The organism is Moraxella sp. CTOTU49803, from assembly GCF_032097965.1.
Lineage (GTDB): Bacteria > Pseudomonadota > Gammaproteobacteria > Pseudomonadales > Moraxellaceae > Faucicola > Faucicola tetraodonis.
Genome location: NZ_DAMCJP010000006.1, coordinates 96,600 through 113,681, shown reverse-complemented (window position 1 = coordinate 113,681; position 17,082 = coordinate 96,600). Strand labels below are relative to the sequence as shown.

The window sequence follows — 17,082 nt, the reverse complement described above, 5'->3', positions numbered from 1 at the left end:
CAGATAGCTTGGCAAAATTAAAGGGGCAATCATGCAGTTTTCAGAGTTTGGTAAAAAGTTTACCAAAAATAGCGGTATTTTGCAGTTAATGGATGATTTGGGCAATGCGCTTAACAGCGAGCAACCGATTAATATGCTCGGTGGTGGCAATCCAGCACGCATTGATAAAGTTAACCAAACCTATTGGTCGGTGTTTAAAACCTTAGCCGAAGGTGATATGGGCTCAATGGCCATCGAAAATATTGGAAACTACTCAACGCCACAGGGCGATGCCAAGTTTATTGCAGCATTGGTAGATTTTTTTAATCGCCATTATGATTGGGGACTTACCACAGACAATATCGCCCTGACCAATGGCTCACAAAATGCATTTTTTTATTTATTTAACTTGTTTGGTGGGCAGTTTGACGATACTACACAAGGCAGCCTGGATAAAAAAATTCTATTACCCCTTGCCCCAGAATATGTGGGTTATGCCGATGCCCATGTGGATGGGCAGCATTTTATCGCAGTGCCACCCAGCATTGAATTTGTGCAACATCAAGGTGAAGACGGTTTTTTTAAATACCGAGTCGATTTTGACACCCTAGAAAATTTGGCTGAATTGCACAACGGCGAAATTGGGGCAATTTGTTGCTCACGCCCGACCAACCCAACAGGTAACGTGCTGACCGATGACGAAATGGCGCGCCTTGAAGTGATTGCCAAGCGCTTTGATATCCCACTGATTATCGACAATGCGTATGGAATGCCGTTTCCCAATATCATCTATAGCCAAGCCACGCTCAATTGGAATGAGCAAATTATTTTGTGCTTTAGCCTATCAAAAATCGGTTTGCCTGGGGTGCGTACAGGGATTGTGGTCGCCAATCCGCAGGTGGTCAAAGCGATTAGCAGCCTAAACGCCATTGTTAATCTAGCGCCGACCCGTTTTGGCGCGGCGATTGCTACGCCACTACTACAAGATGACCGGCTAAAAGATTTGTCAGACAATCATATTCGTCCGTTTTATCAAGGACAAGCCAAATTAGCGGTGCAGCTGCTAAAACAAGAACTGGGCGACTTGCCAAATGATGCGATGAAAATCCACAAGCCTGAAGGCGCGATTTTCTTGTGGGTATGGTTTAAAGACTTGCCGATAACCACGGTGGAATTGTATGAACGATTAAAAGCCAAAGGTACGTTGATTATCCCTAGCGAGCATTTCTTTGTTGGCGTGGATACCGAGAATTTTAGGCATGCGCATGAGTGCATTCGCTTAAGCATCGCGCAAGATGATGAGACCTTGAAAAAAGGGATTGCTACGATTGGGGAAGTGGTGAGGGCGGTTTATGCCAACCAGTAAAAACAAGCAATAAAAAAGGGATACATGTCCCTTTTTTAAACGTTCCACTCCACAAAATTCTTCAATAGTTGCAACCCTGCGGTATGGCTTTTTTCGGGGTGGAACTGGGTCGCAAACAAATTATCTTTAATCACGCTGGCACAAAACTCAACGCCATAATCACAGGTTGCCGCCACAATCGAAGTATCAGACGGCACACAATAAAAACTATGCACAAAATAAAAATGGGTATTATCTTCAATCCCTTGCCATAGCGGATGCGCCAAATCCATATGGGTGATAGTATTCCAGCCCATATGCGGTACTTTAATGCGTTCGTTTTTATCATCTAGCCAATGATCATCAAAGCGTTTGACGTCACCACCCAGTACCCCTAGACAGTTTACCCCATCATTTTCTTCTGAGCGCTCAAACAACGCCTGCATCCCCACACAAATCGCCATTACAGGCTTATTAAATACAGCCGTTTTGACAGCATCAGCGATACCCGCTGCCTGCATCTCTGCCATGCAGTCGCGCATTGCCCCTACACCAGGGAAGACCATTTTGTCTGCCGCCGCAATGACTGCAGGGTCACGCGTGATCGACACATCAGCGCCCACTGCCGTCAAGGCTTTACCCGCCGAATGTAAATTACCCATGCCATAATCTAGCAATGCAACCTTTGTCATCTGTTATCCTGTTGTCAAAAAAAGCCCAAAACTGCGATTAAGCGCTGATATCACTTGGCGCTCATCATCGTCAATTACCAAAGAAGTTTTGAAAAATACCAAAATAGCCATTATATTAATATCATCACATTGCTGCGCGAATAGCACTATTCGCAAAATCGTAAGGACAATAATAATGGCAGAAAAAAACTATTATGACATTTTAGGCGTCGATAAAAAAGCCAATGAAGCAGATATTAAAAAAGCCTATCGCAAACTGGTGCGACAATATCACCCTGATATCAACGACTCACCCGATGCCGACGCCAAAATGGGTGAAATCAATAACGCCTATGAAACGCTCAAGGACGCTGAAAAACGCGCCCAATACGACATGATGCTCGACAATCCTTATATGGGTCAAGGCTTTGGCGGCGGTCAGGGCTTTAATGCCAATATGAGCCAAGCGGATTTGGATGAAATCCTTCGCCAGTTCGGCGGTGGGGCTGGCGGTCGTCAATCGCAAAGTACGGGTGGCTTTAGATTTGATGATATTTTCTCGACATTTGGGGGCGGGGCAGGCGGGTTTTCAGACGGATTTGGTGGCAGACAGTCGCAACGCTCGACCAAAGGCGACGATCAGCACGCCGAGTTGTCAATTGATTTGAAAGCCACTTATGAAGGCGATACCCGTAAAATTAGCCTAAATTTACCCGTACAAACCGCGACAGGTCTGGATTATCAAACCAAGACCATTGAAGTCAAAATCCCCAAAGGTATTGCTGAAGGGCAACAAATTCGCTTGGCAAAACAAGGCAATCCAAGCCCGTATGGCGGTGATAATGGCGATTTGTACCTAAAAATTAAATTTAATCACCCAGACAATATCCGCGTAGAAGGCAAAGACGTTTTTCAAACGGTAGACGTTGCGCCTTGGGAAGCAGCCATGGGCGGTCAAATCACGGTCAACACGCCTGCTGGCAAGGTCAATGTCAATGTCCCAAAAAATAGCCGTACTGGTACCAATCTTCGCCTTAAAGGTAAAGGTATCCCAGCTAAAGAAGCCGGTGATTTGTATTTAAGCTTAAATATCGTGTTGCCAAAAATCGATACAGATGCAGATATCCAAGCGTTTGAAGTGTTCAAATCGGCATTTGCCTCGTTTGCGCCAACGCGCTAATCTATTGATAATTAAGCTCTATTAATAACTAAGCAAAAAAAATAGGCAGTACAATAAAAAAAATGACAAAACAGCACCAAACATAACTATAGAGACACAACAGGAGTGCAACATGGCTCAAACCACCAATACGGATTTAGCATTACGGTTAACCTTAGATGATTTGATTATGGCAAGTAGTTGGGATAAAAGCTGGGTATTAGCGCTAATGGATGAAGATATTATTTATGCTGAAACGCCTGCTATCGACAGCCAGCCCTATTTTAATAGCGCACAACTGACAACGGTGCGCCTTGCCTCACGCCTACGCCGTGATTTTGATGCCAGTCCACAAGCGATTGGCTTAATACTATCGCTGCTTGACGAGCTGAGACCGCTTCGGCAGTTACAGCGGCAAATCACGCTCACGCGAATGGTTCATGATGTGGATGACAGCTAGCAAACATCAAGTTAGCCAACATCAATTTGGGTGAATTTAATCCTAAAAAAGGGTGGGTTATCGCGCTATAATCCGCCCTTTTTATTTGCTACAGCAAACGATTATTGGGCGTACCCATGGTTACGGAGCCAATTTTGTAGAAGTTGAATTTCGGCTTGTTGGGTATCGATTAGGGTATTGGTAAGGCTACGCACTTTGTCATCGTTACCATATTTGGCAACCACTTGTGAGAACGCAATCGCGCCTTTATGATGAATCAGCACGGTTTGGGCAAACGCTTGGTCGGCGTTTTTAGTCATGACCGTGTCCACCATTTCTTGCTGCATATCATCGATAATGCTATCGATTTCTTGCTGGGCTGCTACACTATCTGCCATCGGCTGATTAGGGTCCGCGGTGTTTTGAATCAGTTGCATGGCAAGCCAATTCTGTAATATTTGTGATTCATTTTGGCGTGAGCTAATAATGTCTCGGGCTAAACCTAGCAGTTCAGGATTTTTGCCGTATCGCTGCTCAATACTGGCAAGCGCGATGGTTTCATCAAAATGACTCAGCATAGCTTTGACAAAAATCATATCAGGCGAGATGGGTATATAGTCAAATTGATTAAGGGCGGTTGGTTCACTGGCTGCAGCCGCATCGATGCTTGGCTGCTTGATGACAGTAAAATACGCTTCTTGATAGTCATTGATGGTAATTGAGTCAGGCATCACATAACCTTGTGCCAGTTGACTGACGGTAAGCATGTTTTTATTGATTGCCTGTGTGTCTAATACTTGGGGCAATGGTTTATCATCGAATTCTTGGGGCGCGCTCACGGCGGCAGCGGTAGGGGGTGCTGGCTGCTGAGAATCAGATTGCTCACAACCAATCATGCTGATAACTGCGATGACAAGCAAGATTGATGGTGTGAGGTTGGACATGCATCGGCTCCCATGCCTTGATTTTATACGGTGTGTTTTGAAATGATGATTGTAAGCATTAACGGTAAGCGTTGACTGTCAGCATTGATTATCAGTCTTAGGCAAGAGTATAAAGTAGGGTCATCACAGTGACTATATCAATTGTGTCATGGCAGCTTGCTTATCATTTGCTAACTGCTGATTGTGCTAACTGGCGATTGTGCTAACTGCCGCTTGCGAGCAATATCCCCGCCAAAGTAAAAAACGCGCGATAAGCGGCTACTTTTTTCTCCAAGCTTTGCGGGTAAGCGCGCGAGGTCGATGGCAACCGATAAATACCAAATACTCGCCCAAAAGCGTTAACTTCAAGAAACTGATTGGTTTTTGGCAGTTTATAGGGTGTTTGGCTGGGATTAAAATAGGGTGACGCGGGGTCACTGATACTTTGGTTCACCAGCGCTATCAGCACTTCTGTGGCTTTGCCACCGGTGGTGTAAATCCACTTGACCTGCTCAAGCTGTGCCAAAACTTTACCCAAATCAACCGTCGCAACCACGGTCAAATGTTCGTCAGCCGCATTGCCTTTTTCGCGGATGACGTGAGTGACTGAAGGACATTCACCGATGTTATAAGCCTGTAAAAATGCTTTGATTTTTTCGGCATCAAAGCGTTTTTCATCACCGACTCGAAAATAATCAATATCATCAAAAAACACCTTACCCATGATACGCCACATATCATTATAAAAATTGGGATAATGAAATGCCATGCACCATTTATCAGGTGTGGGCGGCATTGTACCCATCATCAAGACTTTGGTATCAGCAAAAAAGAAGTTACCAAACGGATGGGCTTCGACACGCGGGTCAGTCAATAAATCAGCAGACATATCAGTTTTTATTTCTAATTAAATACACGCCAAGCGCGGCACTGGCAATAATCGGTAATAACACCATAAAAAAAGGTGAAAATCCCGTGCTTAGACTGACAAACCCGACCAAATCTTGCAGATAACTAAATACCAAGCCAAAGAGCAGAGCAATCACAATACGATAGCCCAAACTTTGGTTACGCAAGGAGCCAAAGACAAATGAACAAGCAACCAACACTAGCGATAGCATGGCAAAAGGTGACAATAGTTTTTTCCAAAAGGCAACTTCATGCTCAAGCGAGCGGCGTTTGTCTTTGGCTAAGAGCTGTTGGTGCTGCCATAATTCGGTCACTGACATGTTATCAGGGCTGCGTGTTAACAGATAGATCGCTGACGGCTCAATGGGTAATTGCAGCGTCATAGTCGGGATGGTAGTCAATTGACTGTGCCCATCGGCGGCGATGGTTAATTGTTTGATTTGTTGCAGCTGCCAGCCCGATGTCTTATCAGCGGTATTTTGACTGACAAAGCTGCCAGTATCGGCTTGCAGCACTTGCTGGATATGGGCAGTGTCGTCTAGCTGCCAAACTTTGATATTTTTGAGCTCGCCTTTGGTATTGGCATAGTCAATATTGATGATGCGGTTGGCTTGTTTGTCCCAATAACCGTTGATGGCACTTGATAGCAAAGGTTTGTCATGTTTGACTTGGTGCGCTAACTGATTGCTAGTTGGCACTACATACTGCCCAAGCAATAGACCGATAATGACAAAAACAATCGCTGGTTGCATCACCCAACCGACTATTTTAAAGCGGCTGATACCAGCTGCTTGAATCACCGTCAGCTCACTGGTGTTGGCAAGCAAGCCTAGACCTACCACTGCGCCTAACAGCGTGCCAAATGGCATATAGTCGAGTAAATCACTGGGTGCATTATAGGCAATAAAACGCAAGGCATCTAAATAATTGTAATGATCATTAAGATCCTGCAACTCTGCTAGATAATCAAAGACGACTTTAAGGAGCCAAAGACCAATGATAGCCCCTGTCATGGCAAAAAGCGCTTGTTTTTTAACGTAACGAGATAGAATCATGGCTGACCGCCTGGTGATAACTGACGGCTGTGGCGACGATAGCGGACACGATGTACCACGCGGTTTTGCCAATTTAACAACAATGCAAATGCGATAAAACCAACGATTAGCCAAATATACGCGTATTCACTAATGCTTTCTTTAGCAATGGCAGTGCGTAGCGAAATGATACTAATCGCACAGCTAGCAAATATGAGCACGGAAGGTAACAGACGAAGCCAGCGTCCTTGACGGGGGCGTACCTGTGCAAGCGGGGTAGCAAGCATCGCCGCAATGATAATCAGCCACGGCATGGTAAAGCGATAGCCTAGCTCGGCTTTGACTTCGGGTTTTTGGGTATTGGCGAGCAGTTTGGCAGTGGTTTGGGTTTCGACATTGGTTTCGGTAATTTTTTCGCTGGCAGGTTTTTCTAGGGTAATGCGGTATTTTTCAAAACTGGCTTGGTTGTACTTGGCGTTGTTGGTGCCAAGCTCATAGCGACGACCTTGAAACAAATCTAGCTGCATTGAGCTATCCGTGTCTTTACTGGGTACTTGATAGGCGCGCGTGGCGGTAATGATAACATCGTTTTTGGCGATTTTGCCGCTTTTGTCGGTTTGCTGTTGCACCACATATAGGTTTTTGAGTTCACGTTTTTCTTTATCAAATTCATCGACATACAGGTGATAGTTGCCACTGCTGATAAAGGTTTTTGGACGCACTAAATCGAGTAAACTACCGAGCGACTGGGTTTGCCAAATCTGCTCACTGTTAGACAGTCCCCATGGTTTTGCCAAAAGACTAATTCCCATTTGAAATACAAATAACCCAGTAATCAGCGGAATCATCAAACGTGTCAAACGGCCACGACTGATGCCACTGGCAAACAGGACGCTCATCTCCTGATCCACGTACATACGACCGAGCACGAGCATCAGTGCGATAAAAAATGACAGCGGTAAAATTAGCTCAAGAAAGGTTGGAATGTTATAGCCAATAATAGCAAATAGCAAACCCACATCCAGCCTGCCTTCTGCGGCGATACCAAAATAGCGGATTAAGCGACCGCCAAGCATCAGCGCCATCAGAAATAACAGCACAATCGCAGTATTAGCGGCGACTTGTTGCGTCATATAGCGTCGTAATATCACAAGTAACCACCTAATATTACTCAAAAATTAATCAATTCAAACAGCTAGGGAAGTAAATGCCAATATTGTACGACATCATACCATTCGGCGCATCTGTTAATCGGCTATTTTAGCGCGTCACCGACAGATTATGAATATGAATACTGTAAGGTAACATTTCACAATGACTTTTCACCACCACTTTTTACAGCGGCTTTATCAAAGCCACTTTTTACAAAGACTTTTCACAACCGCATTTTACCCTACGCAATGACGCCTGCTATCCCATCGCCCAAGGTGATAACCCAAATACGATAATAGGTATGCTATGATAATAGTTATTTCTTGATGACAATAATTAAGGAGCTTAAATGAGTTTGACATTGACACTAGCGACCGCGCTTAAAAAAACGGTCAAGAATAGCTATCACGTGGTATTGGTAGATGACAATAGCCAAACTATGGGGCAACTAACGAGTGAGCTACAAACCGCTGTCAGTAGCCTAATTGAAGCAAGTCGTTTTAAGGGTAAGCTTGCCGACACCGCAATCAGTTATGGCACAGACAACAATACGGGACTGTTATTGGTTGGCGTGGGCAGTCAAGACAAATTAAACGGCGGTAGCCTGCAAAAAATTGCCAAAGCGATTTATGCAAGTTTGAGTCGTCTTACCAAATCTGCGGTTATCAGTTTAGGTGATAGTATTGATGAAGTGAGTTTTGGTCAGTTGGCGTTAGCCCTGTTGAATCAAAGCTATACCTTTGATATTTATAAATCGCAAAAAGCGGATAAACCGACGCTAAAAGACGTGACCTTATTGGTCAGCGCAGACAACCAAGCCGCGTTTGACACCCTGCTACAGCTGCAGCAGGCGACTGCGCAGGGTCAATCACTCACCAAAGATTTGGCAAATCAGCCACCGAATGTGTGTTTCCCTGCCTATCTTGCAGAGCAAGCGCAAAACTTGGCCAATCAATACCCAGAGCTATTGACGGTCAAGGTATTGGGTGAAAAAGACATGCAGCAATTAGGGATGAACTGCTTTTTGGCAGTGGCTCGCGGCTCCGCGCATGAAGCTAAGCTGGTATTACTTGAGTACAATGGCAAAGCCGCCAAAAAAGACAAAAACAGCAAAACCAAAGGCAAAAAATCAAGCCTAGAGCAACCGATTGTACTGGTGGGCAAAGGCATCACCTTTGACAGTGGTGGTATCTCACTCAAACCAGGTCTGGGTATGGGTGAGATGAAATACGACATGGGCGGTGCGGCTGCAGTCATGGGCATGATTAAAGCGCTATGTGAAGCGCGTCTACCGCTGCAAGTCGTTGGCGCACTCGCTTGTGCAGAGAATATGCCTTCAGGAACAGCGACTCGCCCTGGCGATATCGTCACCGCCATGAATGGTAAAACCGTGGAAATCCTCAATACGGATGCCGAAGGTCGTTTGGTACTGTGTGACACCTTGGTGTATGTACAGCGCTATCAGCCAAAAGTGATTATCGACATGGCAACCTTGACTGGGGCGTGTATTGTGGCGCTGGGTTATGTGCGCTCAGGTCTATACAGTAACAATGAAGATGTGATTTTTGAGCTTGAACAAGCTAGCGAATCAGCGTATGACCGTGTTTGGCACATGCCACTGGATGATGACTACCAAGAGCAGCTTAAATCGAACATGGCAGATATGCAAAACATTGGCGGTATGCCAGCAGGGTCAGTCACAGCGGCGTGTTTTTTATCGAAGTTTGTTGAAGATATTCCTTGGGCGCACTTGGATATTGCAGGGACAGCGTGGCAGTCGGGCAAAGAGCCAACCGCAACGGGTCGTCCAGTACCGTTATTGATGCATTATCTTTATCGCCAAGCTGCCCAAGATGCAGTCTAGGTGATAGGACGCTGACCCCTAATGATGGCATCACAAATTAGTTTTTATATTTTATCCCCGCAAAAAAAACAGCTGGCGTTCGTCTGCCAGCTGATTTCAACCGTGCTAGCCAAAAGCGAGGATAGCATTATCGTGGTGGCAGCGTCCGAGATATTACCCTCACTTGATGACCGATTATGGTCATTGAGTGATGTGGCGTTTATTCCCCACCAAATTATCCAGCAACTTGATGACTTTTATCAACAAAAACTCCCTGCCAGTGTGGTACTTACCGATAATATTGAGCTCATCACCCAATTTGATGGCGTCGTCATCAATCTCACCAACGAAGCAATTGTAGATACCCAAGCTAGCCGCCTGCTAGAAGTCATCGACGCCGCCCCCGAACAGGTTGAAAGCGGTCGTCAAAAATACCGCGTTTATCAAGCACAATTACAAGCCCTAGCAACTAGCAGCGCACCTACCATCCAAGTTTTTCAAATCCGATAACCTCTCTACCCAACACTTTGATAGCTTTAAATTGACAAGTTGACGATTTTAAAAATAATTTATGCAAATTGTTAAAAAATGTTAATATATCAGCCATTTTTGCGGTGAAATATTAAGAGGTTATTATGTTAAAGCTTATCCAAGCGTATCAGCGCGTGGGGTTGGTGCCTTTGATTGTGATAGGGCTGATACTGGGTATCTTAGTCGGTTCATTAGCCAATCCGACTATCATCGGCGGTTTATCCATGAGTGTGGCGCAAACCATCTCAATTTTGGGTGCGTTGTTTGTCGGTGCGTTAAAAGCGATTGCACCGTTGTTGGTGTTTATCTTAATCATTGCCGCTATCAGTCAGCATAAATCAGGCACTCAGGTCAATGTCCGCTCAACCTTGGTGCTGTATATGGCAGGTACATTCTTGGCAGCTTTGACGGCGGTAGTAGCAAGCTTTTTATTCCCAACCGAATTAATTTTAAAAGCCGGTGAAGTCAGTCAGACGCCACCGTCATCCTTAGCAGAAGTGATAAAAGTACTATTGACCAACATGGTGGAAAATCCCGTCAAATCGATCGTCAATGCCAACTACATGGGCGTGCTATCTTGGGCGGCGATTTTGGGTCTTGCCTTGCGCCATGCCTCAGACCATACCAAGCAAATGATTAACGATTTGGCGGAAGCGGTCTCAAGCGTGGTCAAATGGGTGATTTGGTTTGCGCCATTGGGCGTGTTTGGCTTGGTGACACAAACCATTGCTGAAACGGGTCTGTCGGTGTTATTAAGTTATGCCCGTTTGTTAGCAGTGTTGGTCGGCTCTATGGCATTTATCACGTTGGTTGTAAACCCATTGATTGTATTTGTCAAAACCCGCAAAAATCCTTATCCACTGGTATTTACCTGTCTTAAAGAAAGTGGCATCACCGCCTTCTTTACTCGCAGTTCAGCCGCCAATATTCCTGTGAATCTAAACCTTGCGCATAAGTTGGGTTTGCATGAAGATACCTATTCAATCACTATCCCGTTAGGTGCCACCATTAATATGGCAGGGGCAGCGATTACCATCAATGTCATGACATTGGCAGCGGCACATACGTTAGGTATTCATGTGGACTTCGGGTCTGCGCTGTTGTTAGCGGTGGTATCTACCTTAGCTGCGGCGGGGGCATCGGGTGTTGCAGGGGGTTCATTGCTATTGATACCATTGGCCTGTAGTTTCTTTAATATTCCTGATACCATTGCCATGCAGGTAGTCGCGATTGGCTTTATTATTGGGGTGGTACAAGACTCGGTTGAGACAGCACTCAACTCGTCAACGGACGTGTTATTCACCGCGGCCGCGGATCCTAAATACGCTTATCATCGTTAACGGTTGCTAAAGATTTTGAGCCATATAACGATAAAAAAGGAACAATAACAAAGGGTATCAAGCGTGTCTTTTTTATTGACCAAATAATCAATCCACTAATTAGCCACAAAAAAAGATGCCACGCAGGCATCTTTTTTTATAAAAATTGTTTAACAATTAGCGATTATGGGTTTACTACAACGGGTACAGTTTGTACGTCAACAGGTACAGTTGTCGTTGTTGAGGCAATCGCTGTATTGTCATCAACCGGTTGCACGGTGACCGATTGAACCGCAGGACCTGTTTGGGTAACTTGCGCTACAGGCACCACCCTAGGATTTGACTGGGCATTTCTAGGCGCAGCGGGCGCAACAGATTTGTTGCTGCTTTCGTCGATTTTTAGTTCAGCTGGGATATCAATGTTTACTTCGCTCGTTCTTTTAGTCGCTTTGGTGCCTTTTTTAGCCGTGGCTGAAGCTTTTGCGCTGTGCTTATTTTTTGATGCTTTTGTTGATTTTTGAGTGGTGGCTTTTTGTGGTTTTGCTTTTGCCGTGGCTACATTTTTGTGTGTGGTCGTCGATTTGGTCGTAGTCGTTACTTTGGTCGCTGCTTGGGCACTCACGGTAAGACCTGTTGCTATGACTAATGCAGTAAGTGTTGTGGCTAACTTTTTCATAATTTTTTCCTCATTGTTGATTGCTATACTTGTGTCTATAGTTATTCTATAGTTATATAGGTAGTTAGTATAATTCCCAAATATGACAGTATTATAAAGAGAATCACTGTTAAGGGAATACTAAAAGCCTAGATGCCATTATAAAACAATCATCGGCCGCAACAATGTAAGGATTAGGGACAAAATGTTGAGAATACGTAAACAAATCCTAATGCCATTAAGGAAGTCATTCGGTGGCGTTAACAATCAGTGAGATTGTCAATGCAAGCTACAGCTACATTAACACAGCATTGCAATACTTACTAATGCTTACCAGAAGCATGAACATCATTAACCATGCATGGTTTTTTTTTGCACTTTGTTATACACAGGCTATGAGAAAGCCACAAACCTTACAAAAGTGCTCGTTACAACGCTATAGAATTATTTTAATGTGTACTCATGCAATAAAGCATAGGTTAACAGGCTTTAACTAAAACTAAAATGTAAAGTGTTAAAGTATCTAAATGCAAAATGTCTAACTGCAGCGCATGACATTTAAAACAATAAAAAAAAGGAGAGTTATCATGTTTCGTTGGGCTATTATTTTTGCGGTAATCGCACTCATTGCGAGTTTCTTAGGGTTTGGTGGTGTCGCAGGACTATCAGCAAACTTGGCATATGTATTCTTGGCAGTGGCGGTGATTTTATTCATTGTCGCCTTTATTAGCCGAAAAGTTTAAATCCGACGTTGCAAAATCGCAAAGTTTCACAACGTTTTAATAAGTTAAGATAGGTCGATTTAACTGGGTATGGTTTTATCGAATACGCTTAAAATAACCTTTTAATAGATAAAAACACGTTTGTTTGATGCAACGTGTTAAAAATTAAAAGGTTATTTTTTTTTATCAGAATTTTCATTCAAATATAGCTTTGCCTCGTACGCCAGCAATGCCAGTAAGGCAACCAAAAATGGCATGATGTAATACAGTAATCTAAAAATCAATAATACCGCCAGCATCTGCGTCCGATCGACTTTTGGCAAAGCCGTAATCATGACCACTTCAAATACGCCCAATCCCCCAGGGACATGACTTAAGATGCCGATTGCCATTGATTGAATAAACGCAGAAAAGGTCGCCCAATAGCTGATATGCTCAGAAGGTGGCAACAGTAAGTACAGTACCAACGCCACGGTACTTAAATCTAAAATGGCAATCGCAATCTGTTGCAGCACAATTTTGGCGGGCGGTAAGTCAAAGCGCCAACCGCGAATCACCACATGTTTGCCTTGCCTGCCAGCATATACAATAATCGCAGCAATCATACTTAACATGGTGATGCCAAGCACCCGTACATAAAAAGTATGCTCAAAGATGCCAAGGGATTTATCCAGTTCAGATAATAGTTGAATGGTAATCTCAGGATGGCTAGTCAAAGACGCCCCAATCAACGTGGTAATGCCAAAGGTAAACGCCATCGACACCATCCAGACGATGTTGGCAATTTCATTATGAGTCAGATTAAAACGGCGATAGTTACGATAACGGATACCACTCGCGGTGACAAGATTGAGTCCAATGGTGTGACTAATGGCATAAGCGGTAAAAGAGGTGAGGGCGACATGGCGGTAATCAAGTTTTTTGCCGATTTGGCGGAGCGCAATAAAATCATAAATGGTGAGTACTAAATAACCAAAAGCCACCACGATGGCGGCGATAATAAGATGGAAGGTAGGAATATGCGCGATAGCGTCTAGAACGTCTTGATAGTGCACAGTTTTGGTCAAATGATAAAGCGCACGAATTGCCATAAAGAAAATCAATACCGTAATCGCTGTTAATGCAAGTCGCCAAACCTGCTTAAACCAAGAGCTATTCATGCATTCAACCTAATATTTTTTAGTAGACATTACAATCATTTAATCAATTAATCGTCAACATTACTTTCATTATCTTCAAACAATGTTAAATTCAGCTCGTCATCTTGCGCAGTAGCGGTTTGGTGCGCCAAACGCTCGGCACGCAGTCGTTTGAGTCTTCGAATAGTCAATAACTTAAGTACTTGCCGCTTTTGTGAGTCATTCATCATAAGCCAAAGGTCACGCTCAGTACGATTGCGCAAACAGCCTTTACAATACCCTTGTTTATCTAGCTCGCAGACTTGAATACAAGGACTGGCAATCTCAAATAACTCTTGCTGCTCCATCGCGGTGATAACTCCTGACGACGCCATGCAAATGGACGAGTAATCCACCTATGCAGAGATAGGGTTAACTGGGCGGAAAATCAAATAATAGCGGCAAAAACGTACCATCAACTACGGCTATCTAACTAACACGACAAATTTTAACGTGTTGAAACCTCGCATCATGGCTATTTTAGCCAAGCAATGCTAAGATTAAATGTTGGCCAAATCAACCACAGTCGATATGATAATTTACTATAATTAAAAAATAGCGAGAAAACCATGCAAATTGTGTATATTCACGGACTTGATAGTAATCCAAACGCCGAAAAAGCGCAAAAACTCAAAGATTTTTGTGCCAAAAATTTTCCACAAATTCATGTCGTTGCGCCCGACTTGAATCGTTCACCCAACGAGTCGATTGCTTTAATCCAAGAAATTATTGCCAAAGACCCCAATACAGGTTTGGTCGGTAGTTCGCTCGGTGGATTTTATGGCAATATTTTGGCAAATTTGACAGGCAAAAAAACGGTATTGCTCAATCCAAGTGTGCACAGTGGCACAAGTCTCAAGCGTTTTTTTGGGGAAGATTTTGACAGTTTGCCCGATGACTATGTTGGTCACGTGACCCCCGATGGCTGGCATATTAGCAAAAAAGATATTGAGTGGTTGGTAGCAAATCGCCCCGAACAATCGCTCAATCCGCAAAATTTATTGGTAATTTTGAAAAAAGGCGATGAGTTGCTCAATTTCCAAGATGCGGTCAATTATTTTAGTCAAAGCGCTTTGGAAAAAAGCAATGCCCAAAGCCATATCATCGTGGAAGAGGGTGGCGACCATGTGATGAGTGATTTTGAAACCAAATTACCGCAAATTGTGCAATTTTTGTTTGGCTTGCCGTTGATTTAATAAAAAATGTTGGTCAAATTAAAGTTTAGTGTTATTTAATGGGAAAAAAATGAGCAATTATACATCCACCTCACTTGAAGTATTAGAAGGTCTTGACCCGGTACGCCGTCGTCCTGGTATGTACACTGATACCACACGCCCCAACCACCTGGCACAAGAAGTCATCGACAACTCGGTGGACGAAGCCCTTGCAGGTCACGCCAAAAACATTACTGTCATTCTACACACCGACGGTTCGTTGTCAGTCGAAGATGACGGACGCGGCATGCCCACTGACATTCATCCCGAATTCAAGCAATCGGGCATTGAACTGATTCTGACACGCCTACACGCAGGCGGTAAATTTTCTACCGACAACTACCAAGTCTCAGGCGGTCTGCATGGCGTGGGGATTTCAGTCGTTAATGCCTTGTCGCACAAAGTCGATGTTACTGTGTGGCGAAATGGCGAAGTGTTCACCATGCAATTTGTCGATGGTAATGCCGTTGCTCCGCTGGCGATTGCCCCGTCTTCTAACAAGAAAAAACGCGGTACGTTGGTGCGGTTTTGGGTCAATGAAACATACTTTGATTCACCAAAATTTAACATTAAACAACTCAAACACCATCTTAAAGCCAAAGCCGTGTTATCGGCAGGGCTGACCATTACTTTTATCAATGACATTGACGGCGACAAAGACGTTTGGCAATTTACCGATGGGCTATCGCAATATCTCACCGAGCAACTGGTCGAAGAAATCACCTTGCCAGAACAGCCATTTGTGTTTAATTACGATGCCAAAAAAGGCGAGCGAGCAGGTTTAAGTTTTGCCATTTGTTGGCTTAGCGAGGGTGGTACGCCTGTACAAGAAAGCTACGTTAACTTGATTCCTACAGCACAAGGTGGCACCCACGTCAATGGACTACGCACAGGTATTACTGACGCGTTAAAAGAATTTTGTGAACTGCACAATCTACTGCCGCGCAACGTCAAACTCGCTCCTGAAGATGTGTGGGATGGGGTCAATTATATTTTATCGCTAAAATTCTCCGAACCGCAATTTAGCGGACAGACCAAAGAACGCCTATCGAGCCGAGAAGCGGCGGGCGTGGTACAAGCCTTTGCCAAAGATGGCTTTAGCTTGTGGCTCAACCAAAACTCGGAGATTGCCAAACAAATCGCCGAACTTGCCATCAACAAAGCAGGCAAACGGCTGAAATCCGCCAAAAAAGTTGAGCGTAAAAAAATCACCCAAGGACCAGCGTTGCCAGGCAAATTGGCGGATTGTCGCGGTGATTTGCGAGATGGCGCAGAGCTTTTTTTGGTGGAAGGGGATTCGGCAGGTGGCTCGGCAAAACAAGCCCGTGACCGTCACTTCCAAGCGATTATGCCCCTGCGAGGCAAGATTTTGAACACGTGGGAAGTATCGCCCGATACGGTGCTTGCCAGTGAAGAAATCCACAACATTGCCATTGCCATTGGCGTTGATCCTGATTCGGACGACTTGAGCGAACTGCGTTATGATAAAATCTGTATTTTGGCGGATGCCGATTCGGATGGACTGCATATTGCCACGCTGCTGTGTGCGCTGTTTGTCAAACACTTTAAAGCGGTCGTTGATGCTGGGCATTTGTATGTCGCTATGCCACCGCTATACCGCATTGATATTGGCAAAGATGTGGAGTACGCCCTTGATAATGACGAGCTTGAGCAAATCTTGAAAAAAGTGGCAAAAAACAAAAAGCCGCAAATTACCCGATTTAAGGGCTTAGGCGAGATGAGTGCCGAACAGCTACGTGAAACCACGATGAATCCTGATACGCGACGTTTGGTGCAGCTAGACCTTGATGACCCAACGGCAACCGATAGCGTGATGGATATGCTGCTTGCCAAAAAACGCGCCAGCGACCGTAAAGTATGGCTTGAGCAAAAAGGCGATTTGGCGGAAATTGGGGTTTAATGGCTACGCAAAAATGATTGACGTTAAGGCTACACTGCTAGCGTGTACTTTTGAAAGTGCATGGCTATCAGCTACGTTTGAACATTAT

Annotated in this window: 17 protein-coding genes; 9 read left to right on the top strand and 8 right to left on the bottom strand. The window is 44.4% G+C overall.

Translation table 11 applies throughout. From position 1 onward, the window contains the following. Positions 1 to 31: 31 nt before the first annotated feature. On the top strand, positions 32 to 1,345 hold the full coding sequence (locus RT422_RS08150) for a valine--pyruvate transaminase (protein WP_313421950.1): 1,314 nt from the start codon (positions 32 to 34) through the stop codon (positions 1,343 to 1,345). 35 nt (positions 1,346 to 1,380) lie between these two features. Here the strand turns inward: RT422_RS08150 and hisH are convergent, their stop codons facing one another. Further along, a complete protein-coding gene (gene hisH, locus RT422_RS08145; protein WP_282842148.1) occupies positions 1,381 to 2,016 on the bottom strand; it encodes an imidazole glycerol phosphate synthase subunit HisH in 636 nt (211 codons plus the stop codon). A 175-nt stretch (positions 2,017 to 2,191) separates the two neighbouring features. On the opposite strand from hisH, the gene RT422_RS08140 reads away from it, so the two are divergent. Further along, on the top strand, positions 2,192 to 3,175 hold the full coding sequence (locus tag RT422_RS08140) for a J domain-containing protein (RefSeq protein WP_312539951.1): 984 nt from the start codon (positions 2,192 to 2,194) through the stop codon (positions 3,173 to 3,175). Between the two features lie 112 nt (positions 3,176 to 3,287). Further along, positions 3,288 to 3,614 (top strand): chaperone modulator CbpM, encoded by a 327-nt coding sequence (locus tag RT422_RS08135; protein WP_312539950.1) that lies wholly within the window; start codon positions 3,288 to 3,290, stop codon positions 3,612 to 3,614. A 101-nt stretch (positions 3,615 to 3,715) separates the two neighbouring features. Here RT422_RS08135 and RT422_RS08130 read toward each other — a convergent pair whose 3' ends face one another. The 4 genes from RT422_RS08130 to lptF all read right to left on the bottom strand — a co-directional run bounded on the left by RT422_RS08130 (position 3,716) and on the right by lptF (position 7,592). After that, complete coding sequence (locus RT422_RS08130) at positions 3,716 to 4,537, bottom strand: DUF305 domain-containing protein (RefSeq protein ID WP_312522228.1); 822 nt, start codon at positions 4,535 to 4,537, stop codon at positions 3,716 to 3,718. Between the two features lie 202 nt (positions 4,538 to 4,739). Next, positions 4,740 to 5,405 (bottom strand): hypothetical protein, encoded by a 666-nt coding sequence (locus RT422_RS08125; RefSeq protein WP_007115837.1) that lies wholly within the window; start codon positions 5,403 to 5,405, stop codon positions 4,740 to 4,742. Position 5,406: 1 nt separating this feature from the next. After that, positions 5,407 to 6,480 (bottom strand): LPS export ABC transporter permease LptG, encoded by a 1,074-nt coding sequence (lptG, locus tag RT422_RS08120; RefSeq protein WP_313421949.1) that lies wholly within the window; start codon positions 6,478 to 6,480, stop codon positions 5,407 to 5,409. Next, the gene (gene lptF, locus RT422_RS08115) at positions 6,477 to 7,592 is read right to left on the bottom strand and encodes an LPS export ABC transporter permease LptF (RefSeq protein ID WP_409520121.1); all 1,116 of its coding nucleotides are present in this window, start codon (positions 7,590 to 7,592) and stop codon (positions 6,477 to 6,479) included. The genes lptG and lptF overlap by 4 nt, the downstream gene beginning before the upstream one ends. 368 nt (positions 7,593 to 7,960) lie before the next feature. Here lptF and RT422_RS08110 point away from each other — a divergent pair, with 368 nt between their 5' ends. From RT422_RS08110 to sstT, 3 genes are all read left to right on the top strand, one after another. Next, positions 7,961 to 9,475 carry a leucyl aminopeptidase gene (locus tag RT422_RS08110; RefSeq protein ID WP_007115840.1) on the top strand — a complete coding sequence of 505 codons (1,515 nt, stop codon included), beginning with the start codon at positions 7,961 to 7,963 and terminating at the stop codon, positions 9,473 to 9,475. A gap of 21 nt (positions 9,476 to 9,496) precedes the next feature. Next, positions 9,497 to 9,964: a DNA polymerase III subunit chi gene (locus RT422_RS08105; protein ID WP_313421947.1), complete on the top strand. Its 468-nt coding sequence runs from the start codon at positions 9,497 to 9,499 to the stop codon at positions 9,962 to 9,964. 125 nt (positions 9,965 to 10,089) lie between these two features. Next, entirely contained in the window at positions 10,090 to 11,325 is a 1,236-nt protein-coding gene (gene sstT / locus RT422_RS08100; RefSeq protein ID WP_313421945.1) for a serine/threonine transporter SstT, read from the top strand. Positions 11,326 to 11,488: 163 nt separating this feature from the next. Here sstT and RT422_RS08095 read toward each other — a convergent pair whose 3' ends face one another. Then, positions 11,489 to 11,980 (bottom strand): hypothetical protein, encoded by a 492-nt coding sequence (locus RT422_RS08095; RefSeq protein ID WP_095356449.1) that lies wholly within the window; start codon positions 11,978 to 11,980, stop codon positions 11,489 to 11,491. Between the two features lie 566 nt (positions 11,981 to 12,546). Between RT422_RS08095 and RT422_RS08090 the strand changes: the two genes are divergently transcribed. Next, positions 12,547 to 12,702, top strand: a complete 156-nt coding sequence (locus RT422_RS08090; protein WP_065253562.1) for a DUF1328 domain-containing protein — start codon at positions 12,547 to 12,549, stop codon at positions 12,700 to 12,702. Positions 12,703 to 12,854: 152 nt separating this feature from the next. Here RT422_RS08090 and RT422_RS08085 read toward each other — a convergent pair whose 3' ends face one another. Both RT422_RS08085 and RT422_RS08080 read right to left on the bottom strand, forming a co-directional pair. After that, positions 12,855 to 13,841, bottom strand: a complete 987-nt coding sequence (locus RT422_RS08085; RefSeq protein WP_239741275.1) for a lysylphosphatidylglycerol synthase domain-containing protein — start codon at positions 13,839 to 13,841, stop codon at positions 12,855 to 12,857. A 47-nt stretch (positions 13,842 to 13,888) separates the two neighbouring features. Further along, positions 13,889 to 14,194, bottom strand: a complete 306-nt coding sequence (locus RT422_RS08080; protein WP_284034960.1) for a DUF1289 domain-containing protein — start codon at positions 14,192 to 14,194, stop codon at positions 13,889 to 13,891. Positions 14,195 to 14,428: 234 nt separating this feature from the next. On the opposite strand from RT422_RS08080, the gene RT422_RS08075 reads away from it, so the two are divergent. Continuing rightward, the gene (locus RT422_RS08075) at positions 14,429 to 15,055 is read left to right on the top strand and encodes a YqiA/YcfP family alpha/beta fold hydrolase (RefSeq protein WP_284034959.1); all 627 of its coding nucleotides are present in this window, start codon (positions 14,429 to 14,431) and stop codon (positions 15,053 to 15,055) included. A gap of 49 nt (positions 15,056 to 15,104) precedes the next feature. Then, the gene (gene parE, locus RT422_RS08070; RefSeq protein ID WP_284034958.1) at positions 15,105 to 16,994 is read left to right on the top strand and encodes a DNA topoisomerase IV subunit B; all 1,890 of its coding nucleotides are present in this window, start codon (positions 15,105 to 15,107) and stop codon (positions 16,992 to 16,994) included. Positions 16,995 to 17,082: the final 88 nt, after the last annotated feature.